We start from the raw sequence: 16180 nt of genomic DNA on the forward strand, positions 1-16180 counted from the left end.
TGCCACTCCGAGCGATCGATGTGGAACGACGCCGTTTCAGAAACCGTTCCGCCGCCGGGAAAGAGTGAACGCGGTCAGGACCGCAACGCGGCACCGACGATCTCCATGGCCTCCTGCCGCGAGAGACCCAGCTCCGCGGACATCGCCGCGTACTGGGCCGCGGCCGCACGAACGCGTTCGCGGTTGCTGTCGCCGTTCGCGCTGACCACGGTGCCGGCGCGGCCCCGCGTCTCCACGAGGCCGGCCTCCTCCAGTTCACGGTAGGCGCGTGCCACCGTGTTCACGGCCAGGCCCAGGTCCTTCGCCAGGGCACGCACCGTTGGCAGCTTCGCGCCCACCGGCAGTTCTCGGTTCGAGATGGCGTGCGCGTAGTGCACGCGCACCTGCTCGTAGGGAGGTGTCTCCCCCTGGTGGTCGATCTTCACTGCGCCCCATCCTCCCCGCATGTAGCTACTTCTGTATTGACCAACGGGAGAAAGCGGCGGAGGTTGCGGTCGATTCAGCGCAGATTGTTCTTCTCGGCTCCCATCTGCACGTAGAGCTTGCGCCAGCCCTGGTCGGCGTCGGTGGCGGTTTTGCCGTCGCAGTAGGGCTTTGCGCCGTTCGACGTGTAGTAACGCAACAGGGATAACGAGACGACGGTGTCCCAATTACCTTCGTCGAAGTACTCCTCCCCCGGTGTCTGCTCCTGGTGCTTCATGCAGGAGATGTCGGACTGCCGTTCGTCGTCGAACTGCGCGGTGGGGGTGCCTTCGGTGCCGCACGCGGCCAGGCCCAGGGCCAGGGCTGCCAGCACGATGAGCTTCTTCATGATCCTTCTCCTTGACTAACCGGCCAGCGCACGCGTGGCCAGACCGACTCCGACGAGCATCACCAGCGCCGCGGTGCCCAGCGGCGTGAAGTCCGCGAACCTGCGGAAGCGGGCCAGACGCGGCCCGAAGCGGTCGCGCAACGAGACCAGCAGCAGCCCGGCGGCGGTCAGCATCGCCGCCATGCCCAGGCCGTAGGCGAGCACCAGCACCACGCCGAACCAGGTGCGGCCGAGCGCGATGGCGCCCAGCAGCACCACCAACGCCGAGGGGGACGGCACCAACCCGCCCGCCACCCCCATTCCGACGAGCCCCGCCCGGCGGTGCCCATGACCATGGCCGTGTCCGTGACCATGTCCATGCCCGTGGCCGTGCCGCTCCCGACCACGGGACCGCACCGCCGAGCGGAGCAGCACCCCTCCGATCACCGCGACCAGCAGACCGCTCGCGACGCCGAGCCAGCGCAGCACCGACTCGCCCGCGATCGCGCTGGACGCACTGATCAGCAGCCCCAGCACCAGGACACCCGCCGTGTGGGTGATGGTGACGGTGGCGCCGACGAGGAGTGCGTCGCGGCGGGTTCCCCTCGAACCCGCCAGATAGGCGGCCATCACGGTCTTGCCGTGGCCGGGCAGCGCCGCATGGGACGCGCCCAGCACCAGAGACAGCAGGACCGCACCGATTCCGACCACCGGGGTGAGATCACCCACCAGTCCGACGGCCGCCTTCGTGGCTTCACCCAGAACACCAGGTGGGGTGACGACTGTGCCCTCACCTGGTTGCGCGAGGAACCGCACCGCCCGCACGTCCAGCGGCGACGAGAGCAGGTCGTCCGGGTACGTGCGCAGTTCGTTGCTGATCGTCTCGGCCGGCGCGCCGGACACCGCGGTGTCGACGCCGACGACGGTGATCTCGCGCCAGCCGGGCTTGTCCTTGAGGTAGGAATCGCTGAACGTCACCTCGACCTCGCCACGCACCGGCAGCATCGCGGTGTACTCGCAGGTCAGGCGCATTGTCGGCAGGCCGGCCTCACCGGGCGGGCGCACGACGTCGGCGTCGCGCACCTCGAAGCGCAGCTCCTGCTCGTCGGCCATCGCGTTCAACGACTTCGCGCGTTCCGTGCAGCGCTTGCGGGCGTCGACGAACTCCCGGTCCTGCAGGGTCGGGATCTCCGCACTGTCCACAACGGACCGCAGCTCGATCCGGTCCGCGAACACCCGCAGCCCGTCGTAGTGGTTCACGCTGAGATTGCTCAGCGGGTGCGCCTGCGCCACCCCGCCCATCAGCAGCATCCCGAACAGCACCAACAAGAAGACTCTCATCGCAGGCTCCCCAGAATCGCCTCGCGGTGCCGCAGCACGGAAGGGTCTCGCCAACCCAGTGCGACGGCCTTGTCCGAGTACGGCAGCGCTTCCGCGGACCGCTTGTTCACGTGCAGAGCCCAGGCGAGAGCATCAGCCGTGAAGACGCTCTGGCGCTTGGCCCACTCCTTCTCCGCGAACCGCAACGCCTCGGCGGGGTCGCCGTGATCCGCGGAGATCAAAGCCGCCGTCAGGTCGTCTCCGCCCAAAGCGCGCAACTGCCGCAACGCGAGGTCGTACTGCGCCCGAGCCTCGGCAGGCTGACCCACCTTGTCCAAAGCCTCGCCGTACCTCACCAGGTGTTCCGGTGACGGCACCTTCGACGCCAGCTCGCGCGTGGCCTCGACGGACTCGTCGGTCCGCCCGTCCAGCTTGTCCAGGTGGAGCCGGCAGAACGCGACCTCGTCCGGCGACGACGCCGACTCCAGCGCCCGTTCCAGAGCCCCGCGCGCCTCGTCCAGACGGCCGCGCAGTTCGAAGTGGTAGGCCGCACGGGTGAACGACGCGACCCCTGGCCGGAGGTCCAGCATGCGTTGCAGCGCAACGGTTTCACCCTCGGAGTCGCCGAGCTGGGTCAACGCGTCGACCAGCACGCCCTGCGCTGCCGCCGAGTCCGGCAACGCCGACACAGCGCGCTGACCCCAGTCGCGGGCGGCAGCGAAGTCGTGCTGAGCGTTGGCGAGCGCACCCCGCCCGATGAACGCCTCGCCGTTGCCGTCCGGCTTGAGCCGCAACGACTCGGTCAGCGCCTTCTCGGCACGGGGGTGGTGCTGGGGGTCGAAGGTGACGCGGGCGAGCTCCACGTGCGTGGCCCCGAGCTGGGCCCAGGCAGAGGCGTCCTGCGGAGTGCGGCGGAGCTTGGCCTGCAACGACTCGGCGTTGCGTTGCAAAGAAGAGGTCTGCGTGGCGGCGGGTGCCGCCGCCTGCGGGGGAGCGCAGGCGGCGACAGCCAAAAGGGCAGCCAGCAGCGGAAGTGTTTTCCACATGGGAGGCACCCTCGTTCAGCGGGAGTTGACCGCCTGGTTGCTGGGCAGTCCGACGTACGGGAACCGATCTCCGAAGCGAACGTCGTTGCCGTTCACCCGGTCACCCTTCGCGAGCGCCGGCACGAGCTTGCCGGTCTGCGCCGCGCCGACCACCGCCTGGATCTCGATGTCCACGACGTCGTCGGTGAGCCTGCGCCCGTTCGGGAACCCCTGCAGGTCCCCGCCGAGCACGCCGAGCCGGTTGGGGTTGCGCGTCACCGGCGTGGACATGTTGAGCCGCAACATCTCCGACGGCTGGAACCTCTTCGGGTTCACGTCGGCGTTGTTCAGCTGCGAGTTGAGATCGGCCTTGATCGGGCCGCCCGCCTTCGTGGTGATGCCGGTCAGGAAGATCTCCACCAGGTCGGCGCGCGGCGTCTTCGGCGCGGGGATGCCGTAGATCGCCTGGATCAGCCGGGCCAGTTCCGGGTCGTTCACCCGGTCCAGCAGCGCCTGGACCTTCGCGTCACCGACGGGTTCGAGCCCGTTGAACGCGTCCTTCAGCGGCGCGGACGACACCACCTCGTTGACCAGCGGGTTGCCGAGCCTCGACACCTGCACGAAGTTGCCCTGCGGGGTCGCCTTGCCGGGGTCGAGCTTCAGCGTGCGGCGCTCGGTGTCGCTCCACACGCCGATCACCGGGTTGCGCTTCGGGTCGCCCTTCAGCGCGAGCATCGTCTTGGGCACCTGGATGGCGATGGTGTTGACGTTGTACCCCATCAGGGTGTCCTGGTTGACCTCCTTCAGGTTCCCGCCGTACAGCAGGTCGAACACCCGCAGGTCGAGGAAGAACGAGTCCTCGGACGGTCCGATGTAGACCTGCCCGCCGCCCGGGATCTTCGCCGTCGCCTGGTCCCTGATCGCGCCGAAGTTCGGGAACGACGCCGGTCCGGTGTTCGACGGCGCCGCACGGCCGTCCTTCACGAGCTGGGTCGTCTTACCCTGCTCGACGAGTTCCAGGGAGTAGTTCTGGCGGAACAACAGGTTGTCGTCGTTGATCGACGTGACCGGCCCGTTGTTGTAGAGGAAGGTGTTCGCCTTGCCCCGCCGGTCGTCCGTGCCGAACGTGACCCGGAACGTCTTGTCCGGCACCGCGTCGCCGTCCGCGTCGATGTTGAGGTCGTACCGCGCGTCGGTGGCCCAGGGATAGAAGTTGGGGCCACCGTTGGGTTCCTGCAACCCGAACCAGTTCGCGACGAGCGTGACGGTGTCGGGCTTGTCGGGGCTCGTGAAGGCGTACACGTCGGTGTTGTCGACCGCCGGATCCGCCGCGATCAGTGGTGCCTCGCGGTGACTGGAGGCCTGTGCCGCCGGTATCGCCGCCGCCACCGCGACCACGGCCGCGGCGATCGCACCCCGGCGTAATCGTTGTTTGTTGCTACTTGGCATTGTCCTGCTCCCTTCCCACGGCGGGGATTCGAAGCAGGACGCCATCCGGTTCGGACTAAATTTTGGTGTTATTCAGCGGCTTTCGGCGCGACGACCGTGCCACGTGCCCGCGTTACGACGATCGGCTCAACCAGTACGTCGGCTGCCGAAGATCCGCGTTCGGGCGCCGAACGGCACACCACCCGCGCCTCGAACTCGATCTCACGCGACCGCTTCCCGATGCGCACCAACGTCGCCGAGGCCTCGACGACGTCACCGGCCTGGATCGGCGCCGCGAACTCGACGGAGCTGTACCCCGCGAACAGCCCCTCGTCGGAGTCCGTGTGAATGAGCAACTCGGTGGCGACGTCACCGAACATTCCGAGCCCATAGGCACCGTCGACCAGGTTGCCGCCGTAGTGCGCATGCGAGTGCGGCACGTAACGGCGATGCGTCACCGAGAAACCCTCGACCAAAGCTCCGCTCACGCGGCGACCCCCTTCTTCTCCTGCATCGCGTGCACCAGATAGCTCGCGACCTCACCCGGCGTGGTACCCCGGGAGAAAACTCGATCAACTCCCAGTTCGCCCGCCATCAACGGGTCGAATCGCGGACCGCCGGCGACCAGCAGCGGCCGCCGGTCCCCCATCGCCTCGCGGAACGCCGCCGACATCTCCTGCGTGTTCAGGATGTGCGCGTCCCGCTGGGTCACGACCTGGGAGATCAGCACGGCGTCGGCCTTCTCGGTGCGGGCGGACCGCACCAGTTCGGGCACGGAGACCTGGGCGCCGAGGTTCACGACCTTCAGCTCCCGGTAGTACTCCAGGCCCTTCTCGCCCGCGAACCCCTTGATGTTGAGGATCGCGTCGATGCCGACGGTGTGCGCGTCCGTGCCGATGCACCCGCCGACGACGACCAGCTTGCGCCGCAACACCTTCTTCAAAGCCGAGTTGACTTCGGACGGGCTGAGCAACGGGTACTCGCGCTCGACGACCTTGACGTCGTCCAGGTCCACCAGGTGCTTCACCGAGCCGTAGACGACGAAGAACGTGAAGTCGGCGCCGATGGGGTTCGAGTGGACCACCATCGCGGGGTCCATGCCCATCTTGTTCGCGAGCTGCAGCGCCGCGCCGTCCGCCTTGGGGCCGAAGGGAATCGGCAGCGTGAACGACGTCTGGATCATGCCGTCACCGGTGGTGTCGCCGTACGGCCGCACGTACCTCTTCGCGTCAGACATCGTTGGCCTCCAGCATCTCCGAAGCCGGGTTGAAGTACTCGGGAGCCTTCTCGACCACGCCGTCCGCGCCCTTGCCCTTGTCCGCAGGACGCTTCATCAGGCCGAACGTGCCGTCCGCGATGGCGTTGAGCAGGCCGTCGTCGACGATGCGTTCAAGAAGATCCACTGCCTCACCCAGAACCTGGTGCGCACGCTTGACGATCAGGCCGTCCGGGGAGGGCCGGAAGTCCTCGGCGAGGCTGCCCGCCGCGTTCAGCACGTACCGGACGTTCTTCAGAGCCAGGTCGCGGTCCGACAGGAACGGCGTCACGACGGCTTCGGTCATCATGCCGACGAGCAGAATGGACTGTCCTGTCAGGACACCCGCGAGGTTGAAGAACCCGTCCAGCAGATAGCCGTCGAAGACGTCGCCGGTCATGTGCTTGGTCGGCGGCATCCACTTCAGCGGCGCGTCCGGGAACAGTTCGCGGGCGAGCAACGCGTGCGCGAGTTCGAGCCGGAACGAGTCGGGCACCTTCGGGTTGATCTCGAAGGCGTGGCCGAGGCCCAGCAGGTGGTCGGGCAGTCCCGCCTCGTGGGCGAAGTGCTCGTTGAGGAGCTGGGAGACCGTGACGGTGTGCGCGGCGTCGACGGCGTCCGCGGTGGTGAGGTAGTTGTCCTCGCCGGTGTTGATGATGATGCCCGCGCGTGCGTGCACCTGCCGGGAGAACCGCTGGTCGACGAACGTGCGGATCGGGTTGATGTCGCGGAACAGGATGCCGTACATCGAGTCGTTCAACATCATGTCCAGGCGCTGAAGTCCTGCCAGGACAGCGATCTCCGGCATGCACAGGCCGGACGCGTAGTTGGTCAGCCGCACGTACCGGCCGACCTCCTTCGACACGTCGTCGAGGGCCGCGCGCATGATCCGGAAGTTCTCCTGCGTGGCGTACGTGCCCGCGAACCCGTGGTGCGTGGCGCCTTCCGGCACGTAGTCGAGCAGCGACTGCCCCGTCGAGCGGATCACCGCGATGATGTCGGCGCCGGCGCGGGCCGCGTTCTGGGCCTGGATGACGTCCTCGTCGATGTCGCCGGTCGCGACGATCAGGTAGATCCACGGGCGTTGCGCGGGATCGCCCCACTTGGTGATCAGCTTGTCGCGCTGGGCCCGGTTGCGGTCGACCGACCTGAGGCCCTTCGACACCGCGGACGTGGACGCCTTGCGCGCCGCCGTCAGGTCCTTGCCTGTGGGGATCCTGAACTGGATCTGGCCGGCGGCGGTGGCCTCGGCGAGTTCGGTGAGGGTGCCGAGGTTGTGCTCGCGCAACGCGTGGAACGCCGGGAGCACCACGCCGTGTTCCAGCCCGCACTGCTCGCGGACCGTGTCGATCACGCGGTTGACCCAGGGGACGTCACCGGCGCGGTGTGTGGAGTCCGCACCGGTGATGCCTGCCAGGCGAAGTGTGGCGCGCTCGACGGCGACGGTCGTGTGCGCCTTCGCGAGGGACACCACCGGTTCGGCCGCCCGCGCGGCGAGCCTGCGCGCCGTGGCGACGACCAAGGGATCGAGGTCGAGCAACGCCATGAGTCACTTCCTCTCGTAAATCGTCCGGCCGTTGAGAACGGTCCGCACGCAGACGGGCGCGGGACCGGTGAGATCGGGCAGTCCGGGCACACCGGAACGCGGGTCGGTCGACCAGCGCTGCACCCGTGCGTCCGAGCCGGCGACGACGAGGTCACCGGTCTCCCACACCGCGTACGTCGCGGGCGCGCCGGGTTGAAGCGTGCCGGTCAGGCCGTCGTTCACGCCCGCCGCACGCCAGCCGCCGCGGGTGTGGGCGGTGAAGGCGGCACGCGGGGAGACACCGTGGCCTTCGGTCCTGTGGTGGACGGCAGCTTTCACGGCTGCCCACGGGTCGATGGCGGTCACCGGGGTGTCGGAGCCGAACGCGAGCGCGACGCCGGCCGCCGCCAAACGTGAAAAGGGATTCAGCCCCACACCGCGCTCGTCACCGAGTCGCTGGACGTACATCCCGGTCGGACCGCCCCATTCGGCGTCGAACAGCGGCTGGACGGAGGCGATGACGCCCCACCCGGCGAGTTTCTCCGCCTGCTCCTCCGACACCATCTCGACGTGTTCGAGGCGGTGGCGTGCCGACGCGAGTTCGGGGGTGCCGAGCGTCTTCTCCGCGATCTCGAAACCTTCGATCACGGCGGCCATACCCGCGTCGCCGATGACGTGGAAGCCCGCCTGCACGCCCAACTCGGTGCATTTGACCAGGTGGTCGGCGATCTGCCGTCCGTCCAGGTAGAGGGCTCCGGACGTGTCGGCGTCGGCGTAGGGCTCGGCCAACGCGGCGGTGCGGGAGCCGATCGCGCCGTCGACGAAGTGGTCGCCCGCAAGTCCGCGCACGGGAACCGAAGGCAGCTCGTGGGCACCCCAGTAGGCCACCACCTCGGGGCCCTCCGTGTGGGCCAGGAGCTCGCGCAGGTCGTCCTCGCCGGAGATGTCCGGGCCGGCGCACTCGTGCACGGACGCGATGCCTTTCGACGCCGCGTAGGTCAAGAACGCGAGTTGTGCGGCCGCGCGCTGTTCGGGCGTGATGGCGGCTTTCGCCGTGCCTCGCACAAGGTGGTGTGCGGCGCGCGAGAGAGGGCCGTCCGCGGAGAACCCATCGGCGGTGCGGGCTTCGTCGGTGATCAGATCCGAGGAGACCAACGCCGAGTGCACGTCGATGCGCGACAGGTACACCGTCCTGCCCTGGGCTGCCTCGTCGACCTCGGCGCGCGTCGGCGGGCGGTTCTCCGGCCAGCGCGTCTCGTCCCACCCGTGACCCCACACCAGCGGGCCTTCGGCGGCGCGCACCTTCTCCAGCAGTTCGTCCACAGAGGACGTCTTCGTCAGGTCGAGGCCGGTCAGGAGCAGGCCAGCGGACGTGGCGTGCACGTGCGCGTCGACGAACGCGGGCGCGACGAAGGCGCCGCCGAGCTCGATGACCTCGGCGTCCGGGTGCAGCGCGCGCCCGACCGAGTCCTGTCCGATCCACACGACGACACCGTCCGTGACGGCCATCGCCGTCGCGTCCGGTGCGTAGATGCGGCCGCCGACCAAAAGTTGCGTACTCACGTCACGCAGTCTGCCGTTGCTCGAACAGGGCCCGCACACCCGCCCGCGTCCGGACCAGGTCCAACGCGAACTGGGCGTGACCAGGCACATATCCGTTGCCGACGATCATCTCCACGTCCGCGGCCAGACCCTCCGCTCCCAAAGCGGCGGCACTGAACGAGGTGGCCATCGAGAAGAAGATCACCGTGCCGCCGTCGGCGGTCGCCAGGATGGCACCGTGCTCGCACCCCGGCACGTCCACACACACGACCGTGACGTCGACCTGCTTGCCCACGGCCTCGGCCACGGCCACCGGATTGCGCGCGTCCGCGATCACGACCTCGTCCGCGAGACCCGACTCACGCACCTGCGCGGCCTCACGCTCAGTCGGCACCAACGCGACGAGGCGCGACGCACCGGCCTGACGCGCGGCCGCAAGAGAGAGCGACCCGGACTTGCCACCACCGCCGAGCACCAGCACCGACCCACCGGGATGCTTGCGCACCACACGGTCGGTCAGTGCCGGTGCACCGCACACGTCAAGCACGGACAGCGCCAGCTCGTTCGGCATGTCGTCCGGCAGCACGGCCGCGATGGACCGCCCGAACAGCACCGCGGTCCCCCGGCACGGCACCTGCTCGTCCTCGCCGTCCCAGTCCTGCAGTCCGTCGTTGATCCGCAGCGGCGTCAGCGTGAGGCTGACCAGCGTCGCGATCCGGTCACCGGCCTTGAGCCCGAGCGGCGACTCCGGCCCCACCTCGAGGACGGTGCCGAGCAGCATGCCGCCCGACCCGGTGACGGGGTTCTGCATCTTGCCGCGCTCGCCGACGATGTCGAGCACGGCCTGCCGGACCGCCGCGCCGCTGCCGTGCTGCTCCCTGAGCTGCCGGAACGACGCCGCGTCCAGGTTGAGCCGCTCGACCGCGACGATCACCTCGTCGGGGGCGGGCACGGGTTCCGCGTCGAGCCGCCACGCCTGCTGCGGCAGGACACCGGCAGGCTTCAGGACGCGGTGCAGTCCGTACACGCTCACGCGAAAATCCTTCGGTCGACGACGCTGTCTCGAAGATATCTTCACGTGAAGCGTAAAGATTACGCAAGCATCACTCGGTAACCAGGCGATACCAACGGCAGTCGTACGGTGCGAGGTCGACCTTGGCGCCGATCTTCGCGGGCTTCACGGAACGGCCGGTGAACAGGTCCGTGAGCACCCCTTCGGCCGGAACCCGCACGGTGACCTCCTGGTCCGTGAAGTTGTGCACGGCGATCACCGAGCCGCCGTCGCAGTCCGCGCGGTGGGCGAACACGGTCGGGTCGCCGACGTCGAGCACCTTCACCTCGCCCCACGCCAGCTCCGGGCACTCCCGGTAGCGCTCGACCAAGAGCCGCATCCACGTCAGCAACGAGTCGGGGTCGTGGCGCTGCTCCCCCGCGGCATCCCAGTCCATCGGCACGCGCACGGCCAGCCTGCCCTCGAGCGACAGGTCCTCCTCCAGCCCGATCTCCTCGCCGTAGAACAGCACCGGCGTGCCCGGCAGCGTGAACAGCAGGCTGTAGACCATGCGGATGCGGCGCTGGTCGCCGTCGAGCATGCCGGGCAGTCGCCGGCGCAGGCCGCGGCCGTAGAGCTGCATCTTCGGGTCCGGACCGAAGGCGTTGAAGACCTCCTGGCGTTCGTCCATCGGCAGCTTGTCGAGCGTCAGTTCGTCGTGGTTGCGGACGAACGTCGCCCAGTGGCCGTCGCGCGGCGGTTGCGGCCGTTCCTGCAGGGCCTTGGCCAGCGGGCCGGTCGACTGGCGCGCCAGGGCCAGGTACATCGCCTGCATGCCGACGAAGTCGAAGCACATCGTCAGCTCGTCGCCGACGCCCTGGCCGTAGAAGGCCATCGTGTCCTTGTACGGCAGGTTGACCTCGCCCAGCAGGACGGCCTCGCCGTTGCGGCGGTTGAGGAACGCCCGCAGGTCGGTGAGGTAGTCGTGCGGGTCGGGCAGCGAGACGGCGTCGACTGGGTCGTTGTGCTCCAGTAGGAACGGGACGGCGTCCACGCGGAAGCCGCTCAGGCCCAGTTCCATCCAGAAGCCCATGATCCGGGCGATCTCGTCGCGCACCTCGGGGTTGGAGACGTTCAGGTCGGGCTGGTGCTTGTAGAAGCGGTGCAGGTAGTACCTGCCGACCTCCTCCGAGTACTCCCAGAGGCTGTTCTCCTTGTCGGGGAACGTGATTCCCTGCGGTCCGTCGCTCTGGGGCTTGTCGGCCCAGACGTACCAGTCGCGTTTCGACGGGTCGTGGAACCACGGGTGCTCGTCGGACGTGTGGTTCACGACGAGGTCGGCGATCACGCGCATGCCACGGTCTCTTGCGGCGCGCACGAACTCCACGAAGTCGCCCAGCGAACCCAGCCGTGGGTCGACGCCGTAGAAGTCGGTGATGTCGTAGCCGTCGTCGCGTTCAGGGGTCGGATAGAACGGCATCAGCCACACACACGTGACGCCCAACGCGTGGAGGTGGTCGATGCGTTCGGTGGCGCCGCGGAAGCCGTCGCTGGAGAACGTCTCCACGTCCAAGCAGTACAGAAAGGCGTTCTTCCACCAGACGTCGGACGTGCGGATCACGCGGTCACCTCCGGCAACACGTGTTCGCCGAACGCGTCGACGAACGGGATCAGGTCCTGGCCCACGTGGTGCAGGTAGATCTCTTCGAAGCCGAGGTCCGCGTACGTCCGCAGCTGTTCGGCGTGCCACTTCAGGTCCGCGGACACGTTGACGACCTCGGCGACCTGCTCCGGCGTGACGTGCTCGGCGACCACGTCGAAGTGCTCGGCCAGTTCGAGGTCCCAGCACACGGGTGGGCGGAACACGTTGCTGCGCCACTGTTCGTGCGCGATCGCGAGAGCCGTGTCGTCGTCATCGGCCCAGCTCAGGTGCACCTGCAGGTGGAGCTTGCCCTTGCCGCCCGCGTCCCGGTAGGCGTCCGCGACCTCGCGCAGCTTCTCCGGGGTGGTGTTGACGGTGATCAGCCCGTCCGCCCACTCGGCACACCAACGGGCCGTTTCCGTGCTCACGGCGGCGCCGATCAGCAGGGGCACCTCGTCCGGCAACGTCCACAGCTTCGCGCGGTCGACCGTGACCAGGCCGTCGTGGGTGACCTCCTCGCCCTTCAGCAACGCCCGGATCACGTCGACGCACTCACGCAGCCGAGCCGTGCGGACGTCCTTGCGGGGCCATCCGTCGCCGGTGATGTGCTCGTTGCTGGCCTCACCGGTGCCGAGTGCGGCCCAGAACCGGCCGGGGTTCATCGCGGCGAGGGTGCCGATCGCCTGGGCGGTGATCGCCGGGTGGTAGCGCTGTCCCGGGGCCGTGACCACGCCGAACGGGAGGTCGGTGGCCTGCAGTGCCGCGCCGAGCCAGGACCAGGCGAACCCGGACTGGCCCTGGCGCGCGCTCCAGGGCGAGAAGTGGTCTGAGCTCATCGCCGCGCCGAACCCCGCCTCCTCCGCCCTGCGCACGGCGGTGAGGAGGTCGGTGGGATGTATCTGCTCGTGTGACGCATGTATGCCGTAGACCGTCATGCGCCTCAGGTACCCAGCAAAGAAGTTTTGGAAAAGCTTTGAACCGATCCTGAACGGGGTCCGTGTTGAGTGCAGCACCCTCACCGCGGAGGAGGAACGGCGATGTTCAACGAGACCCGGGTCGGCACGGCGACCGTCGTTGAGTTCGTTCGGCCGGACGGCTCGGTCGAGCCGATGAACGTCGACCTCCACTACCGCTCAGACGATCCGCACGCCGTGACCATGCGTTTTCACGCACGCGACCAGGAGTCGGTGTGGCTCGTCGGACGCGAACTGCTCGCGGACGGGATCCTGTCGCCCGCTGGGCTCGGGGACGTGCGGCTGCGGCCGGGCGACGGGGACGTGCTGTTCCTGGAGCTGTTCACCGAGGACTCGCACGCGGTGTTCCAGCTGTCGGCGACCGAGTTGCAGCGGTTCCTGGACTCCACCTACGCGGCGGTGCCGGCCGGGCGTGAGGTTCTCGACTTCGAACTGCTGATGAAGGACCTGCTGGGTTGATCGAGTCCTAGAGACGCAGTCCCAGCACGAGCTTGTCCGCGGAGTCGACCACGCGGAAGCCGATGTGCTCCCAGAAGCCGATCGCGTGTGTGTTGTGGTGCCGCACGTGCACGTGGACGCCCTTCTCCAGGCGTTCGAGCACGGTGCGAACGAGCGTGCCGCCGAACCCCTTGCCCTTCGCGCGGGGCAGCAGGTTCGCGTGCATGTGCGCCGGGTAGTCCCGGATCATCATCAGGTCGGCGCGGGCCGGTTGATGGATCTGCTGCACGATCCGGTTCGAGTTCGACGTCAGCGGATAGCGAACGCGCAGGTCAGGCCACCAGTCGCGGTCACAGCGGTCCTCGAAGGCCTCCGTGTCGGACGCCGCGAGCGCGTACCCGCAGACCCCTTCGTCGTCCTCCGCCACGAACACCAGGTCGGGCTCGAACGCCACGTACGGGCCGACGTAGGCGTGGCCCATCAACCGCGCGTCGTCGAACAGATGACGCGCGCCCTGGCCACCGTTGCCGGTGTCGAGGCAGATGTCGTACAGCGCGTCCAGGTCAGAGGGCCGGTACGCGCGGATCACCTGAGCTCGCGCCGTTCGGTGATGACGACGGGCTCGGCTTCGACGTCGATCACTTCGCCCTCGACGACCTGGCCGGCGCCGAAACGGCGTTCGTGCTCGAACTTGAGCGCCGCCGCCTCCGCCTGGCGCGCGATCCGCCGGCTCACGAGCTTGCGCGTGGGCGGGAAGAGCAGGAACAAGGCGGCCACGTCGCTGATGAAGCCCGGCACCATGATCAACGCGCCGGCGGCCGCGATCAGCACGCCGTCCGCCATCTCCTGGTGCGGTTGCTGGCGCTGGAACACCGACTCGCGGAACGCGGCCATCGTCTGCGCGCCCTGGCGGCGCACCAGCGACAGTCCGACGAGGGTGCCGAGCAGGAGCAACGCGATCATCCAGAGCCCGCCGATGGCGTTGCCGACGGCGACCATGACCGCGATCTCGGCGAACATCCCGAGCAGCAGCAGCGCGAAAAGGGGCATGCCTGCTCAACGCACGACAGCCGCCAAATGCTCCCGACCGGCCCTCCACCAGGTCTTGAGCTGAAATATTTACGGCACGCTAGCGGTATGACAGGATATCTTTACGCGACCTCGACGCTGAGGAGTACGGATGACTGCGCTGCACGACGCCACCACGGCGCTGGAGCGGCTGGACCGCCAGCCGTACACGTACGTCCGCCGAGAGCTGGTCGAACCTGACTGGCGACGCTTCCCCGGCTGGTCGCACGTGACCGAGGCGCAATGGCGCGACGCCCAGTGGCAGCGGGTGAACTGTGTCAAGAACGTGAAGCAGCTCCGCAAGGTCGCGGGTGACCTGCTCACCGACAAGTTCTACGACGACCTCGCCGCGGACATGGGCGCGTTCGCGACGATGTCGATGCTGATCCCGCCGCAGATGTTCAACACGATGGCGGTCGACGCCGAACTTTCTCCCGACGCCTTCACCGAGGCGTTCCTGAACGACCCGGTCCGCCGCTACATGCTGCCGGTCGCCTCCGACCGCGACCCCGACTGGCCATCGCACCCGCACTCGCAGCGCGACTCGCTGCACGAGGCGGAGATGTGGGTCGTCGAGGGCCTGACCCACCGCTACCCCACCAAGGTCCTGGCCGAGATGGTGTCGACCTGCCCGCAGTACTGCGGCCACTGCACCCGCATGGACCTGGTCGGCAACTCCACGCCGTTGATCGACAAGCACAAGCTCTCGCTCAAGCCGGTCGACCGCCAGGACCAGATGATCGAGTACCTGAAGAAGACCCCGGGCGTCCGCGACGTCGTGGTCTCCGGCGGCGACGTGGCGAACGTGCCGTGGCCGCAACTCGAGTCGTTCCTGATGCGCCTGCTGGACATCGAGACCGTCCGCGACGTCCGCCTGGCCACCAAGGCACTCGCCGGCCTGCCCCAGCACTGGCTCCAGCCACGCGTCGTCGAAGGCCTGGAACGCGTCGCACGCACGGCATCGCGGCGCGGCGTGAACCTCGCGATCCACACGCACGTGAACCATGCACAGTCCGTGACACCTCTCGTCGCCGAGGCCGCCCGCACCGCACTTGAGGTGGGTGTGCGCGACGTCCGCAACCAGGGCGTGCTGATGAAGGGCGTCAACGCCACCTCGGACGACCTGCTGGACCTTTGCTTCGCGCTGCAAGGGGAAGCGAACATCCTGCCGTACTACTTCTACATGTGCGACATGATCCCCAACGCGGAGCACTGGCGGGTGTCGGTGTGGGAGGCGCAGGAGCTGCAGCACGCGATCATGGGCTACCTGCCCGGCTACGCGACGCCACGGATCGTCTGCGACGTGCCGTACGTCGGCAAGCGGTGGGTGCACCAGCTCGCCGAATATGACCGTGAGCTCGGGATCTCCTACTGGACCAAGAACTACCGCACCGGGATCGAACTCGAAGATCCCGAGGCGCTGGACCGCCGCTACCCCTACTACGACCCGATCTCCACCCTCGGTGCGGCCGGCCAGAAGTGGTGGACCGACCAGAGCTGATGGGCCACGATGGGGCCGTTTTCGGGACATCTTCCGAAGGCGGCCCCATCGGCGTTTTTGCCTGCGTCGGAACTGGGTCAGGAGCCGCGACCGAGAAGCCGGACCTCTCGAAGTGACCGAGCAGACACGAACCACGTGCGGCCCTCCGACCGAACACCAGGCGAGATCGGAGGTTCACCTGTGAACTCGCATCGTGGCGAACATCCCGTGCTGATCACCTCGGCCGCGCCGTCCTACCAGGACCAGCTCTCCGCCAGACGACGCCGATACGCCGTCATCATGAGCTTGCGCATCCCGTGCATCGTGCTGGCGGTGGTGTTCGCACAGATCTGGTGGCTCGCGCTCGGTCTGATCCTGTTGTCCGTTCCTCTGCCGTGGATGGCTGTTCTGATCGCCAACGACCGGCCACCGCGCAAGGCGGAGAAGCCCCAGCGGTTGGCGCCGTCCCGACGTGCGCTCAAGGCAGCAACTGAGAGCCGTGCTTCCCGATGAACGATGGCTCTCAGCGGGACATCTCGATCCGATTCATCGTTGAGCGATCGACCTCGTGCTCGCTTACCGTCACACGAGGAACGGTTCGTTCGTTGCCCGCAGCGACTTCATCGAGGCTGTGGGTCCGGCGTTCTGGGAGCGGAAGTCATGAGTGCCATCACCACGCCGACGAAGCCGGCCAACGCGGCC

17 protein-coding genes are annotated in these 16180 nt (G+C 68.1%); 3 read left to right on the forward strand and 14 right to left on the reverse strand.

The genetic code is table 11. From position 1 onward, the window contains the following. Nucleotides 1-74: 74 nt before the first annotated feature. The 12 genes from ACIRG5_RS47745 to ACIRG5_RS47800 form a co-directional block, all read right to left on the reverse strand. On the reverse strand, nt 75-446 hold the full coding sequence (locus tag ACIRG5_RS47745) for a GntR family transcriptional regulator (RefSeq protein WP_402918225.1): 372 nt from the start codon (nt 444-446) through the stop codon (nt 75-77). A 53-nt stretch (nt 447-499) separates the two neighbouring features. Next, a complete protein-coding gene (locus ACIRG5_RS47750) occupies nt 500-811 on the reverse strand; it encodes a hypothetical protein (RefSeq protein ID WP_319980025.1) in 312 nt (103 codons plus the stop codon). Between the two features lie 15 nt (nt 812-826). Beyond that, nucleotides 827-2131 (reverse strand): nickel/cobalt transporter, encoded by a 1305-nt coding sequence (locus ACIRG5_RS47755; RefSeq protein ID WP_402918228.1) that lies wholly within the window; start codon nt 2129-2131, stop codon nt 827-829. After that, nucleotides 2128-3156 (reverse strand): tetratricopeptide repeat protein, encoded by a 1029-nt coding sequence (locus ACIRG5_RS47760; protein ID WP_402918231.1) that lies wholly within the window; start codon nt 3154-3156, stop codon nt 2128-2130. The genes ACIRG5_RS47755 and ACIRG5_RS47760 overlap by 4 nt, the downstream gene beginning before the upstream one ends. 15 nt (nt 3157-3171) lie before the next feature. Continuing rightward, nucleotides 3172-4584 (reverse strand): DUF4331 domain-containing protein, encoded by a 1413-nt coding sequence (locus tag ACIRG5_RS47765; RefSeq protein ID WP_402918233.1) that lies wholly within the window; start codon nt 4582-4584, stop codon nt 3172-3174. Between the two features lie 68 nt (nt 4585-4652). Continuing rightward, nucleotides 4653-5021: a hotdog domain-containing protein gene (locus tag ACIRG5_RS47770; RefSeq protein ID WP_402918254.1), complete on the reverse strand. Its 369-nt coding sequence runs from the start codon at nt 5019-5021 to the stop codon at nt 4653-4655. Between the two features lie 26 nt (nt 5022-5047). Then, a complete protein-coding gene (locus ACIRG5_RS47775) occupies nt 5048-5800 on the reverse strand; it encodes an OAM dimerization domain-containing protein (RefSeq protein ID WP_319980029.1) in 753 nt (250 codons plus the stop codon). Next, nucleotides 5793-7364, reverse strand: a complete 1572-nt coding sequence (locus ACIRG5_RS47780) for a lysine 5,6-aminomutase subunit alpha (RefSeq protein WP_402918236.1) — start codon at nt 7362-7364, stop codon at nt 5793-5795. Before ACIRG5_RS47780 ends, ACIRG5_RS47775 begins: the two co-directional genes overlap by 8 nt. 3 nt (nt 7365-7367) lie before the next feature. Next, complete coding sequence (locus ACIRG5_RS47785; protein WP_402918257.1) at nt 7368-8915, reverse strand: amidohydrolase; 1548 nt, start codon at nt 8913-8915, stop codon at nt 7368-7370. Beyond that, on the reverse strand, nt 8908-9918 hold the full coding sequence (locus tag ACIRG5_RS47790) for an L-erythro-3,5-diaminohexanoate dehydrogenase (protein ID WP_402918237.1): 1011 nt from the start codon (nt 9916-9918) through the stop codon (nt 8908-8910). The genes ACIRG5_RS47785 and ACIRG5_RS47790 overlap by 8 nt, the downstream gene beginning before the upstream one ends. Nucleotides 9919-9988: 70 nt before the next feature. Then, nucleotides 9989-11497: an alpha-amylase family protein gene (locus tag ACIRG5_RS47795; protein WP_402918240.1), complete on the reverse strand. Its 1509-nt coding sequence runs from the start codon at nt 11495-11497 to the stop codon at nt 9989-9991. Then, nucleotides 11494-12453, reverse strand: coding sequence for a TIGR03885 family FMN-dependent LLM class oxidoreductase (locus ACIRG5_RS47800; RefSeq protein ID WP_402918242.1), 960 nt, complete (start codon nt 12451-12453; stop codon nt 11494-11496). Before ACIRG5_RS47800 ends, ACIRG5_RS47795 begins: the two co-directional genes overlap by 4 nt. A 102-nt stretch (nt 12454-12555) precedes the next feature. On the opposite strand from ACIRG5_RS47800, the gene ACIRG5_RS47805 reads away from it, so the two are divergent. Further along, nucleotides 12556-12951, forward strand: a complete 396-nt coding sequence (locus ACIRG5_RS47805; RefSeq protein ID WP_319980033.1) for an SsgA family sporulation/cell division regulator — start codon at nt 12556-12558, stop codon at nt 12949-12951. 7 nt (nt 12952-12958) lie between these two features. On the opposite strand, the gene ACIRG5_RS47810 is transcribed toward ACIRG5_RS47805, so the two are convergent. Both ACIRG5_RS47810 and ACIRG5_RS47815 read right to left on the reverse strand, forming a co-directional pair. Then, entirely contained in the window at nt 12959-13519 is a 561-nt protein-coding gene (locus ACIRG5_RS47810; protein WP_402918246.1) for a GNAT family N-acetyltransferase, read from the reverse strand. Next, complete coding sequence (locus tag ACIRG5_RS47815) at nt 13516-13980, reverse strand: FxsA family protein (RefSeq protein WP_330276987.1); 465 nt, start codon at nt 13978-13980, stop codon at nt 13516-13518. The genes ACIRG5_RS47810 and ACIRG5_RS47815 overlap by 4 nt, the downstream gene beginning before the upstream one ends. A 130-nt stretch (nt 13981-14110) precedes the next feature. On the opposite strand from ACIRG5_RS47815, the gene ACIRG5_RS47820 reads away from it, so the two are divergent. Beyond that, nucleotides 14111-15499, forward strand: a complete 1389-nt coding sequence (locus tag ACIRG5_RS47820) for a KamA family radical SAM protein (RefSeq protein WP_402918248.1) — start codon at nt 14111-14113, stop codon at nt 15497-15499. A gap of 180 nt (nt 15500-15679) precedes the next feature. Continuing rightward, nucleotides 15680-15991, forward strand: a complete 312-nt coding sequence (locus ACIRG5_RS47825) for a DUF3099 domain-containing protein (RefSeq protein ID WP_402918251.1) — start codon at nt 15680-15682, stop codon at nt 15989-15991. The last annotated feature ends 189 nt before the right edge of the window (nt 15992-16180 follow it).

The sequence above is a fragment of the Lentzea sp. NPDC102401 genome (assembly GCF_044765805.1).
Classification (GTDB): domain Bacteria; phylum Actinomycetota; class Actinomycetes; order Mycobacteriales; family Pseudonocardiaceae; genus Lentzea; species Lentzea sokolovensis.